This is a genomic window from Vibrio sp. YT-19(2023), from assembly GCF_033337395.1.
Map to the genome: position 1 here is coordinate 1 of NZ_JAWOQN010000699.1, position 622 is coordinate 622.

The following is a 622-nucleotide window of genomic DNA, read 5'->3' on the forward strand; positions in this document are numbered from 1 at the left end:
GCTATTAGGCTCGGGGGCAAACTTGAGTTTCCACGCGTGATAAATGAAACCCGCATTTAGCAGCAATGCTGAAAAGAGATAGATAAAACCGACCATCCCCACCAATACAGGCATCACGCACACCAATGTGAGCAATACCGTATAAAGTAAGATCGACGTTTTGGTGTATTCAATACCGTGGGTTACCGGCAGCATAGGAATATCGACCTTGCGGTAATCTTCAACTCGATGAATCGCGAGAGCCCAGAAATGCGGCGGTGTCCAGATGAAGATGATCATCACCAATAGCCAAGCGTTACCATGCAGCTCACCCGTCACCGCTGTCCAACCTAAGAGTGGCGGCATCGCACCGGCAATGCCAGCAATCACAATATTTTGCGGCGTTGCTCGCTTCAAATACATGGTGTAAACCACCGCATAGCCCAGTAAACTCAAAAACGTCATCCACGCTGTGAGCGCGTTTACCCAAGCATATAGGAGTACAAAACCAACCACGCCGATTGCCACGGCAAAAATCGAAACCGACAAGGGATTGGTATCTCCCGACGGTAAAGGACGCGTATGAGTACGAGCCATTCTTGCATCAATTCTGCGGTCAATAAGATGATTAAATGCCGCGGCA

General features: G+C 49.0%; 1 protein-coding gene. It reads right to left on the bottom strand.

The features are described 5' to 3' along the window. Positions 1-622: heme o synthase (gene cyoE / locus R7E78_RS27960; RefSeq protein ID WP_318058863.1), on the bottom strand; the 622-nt coding region annotated here is incomplete at both ends.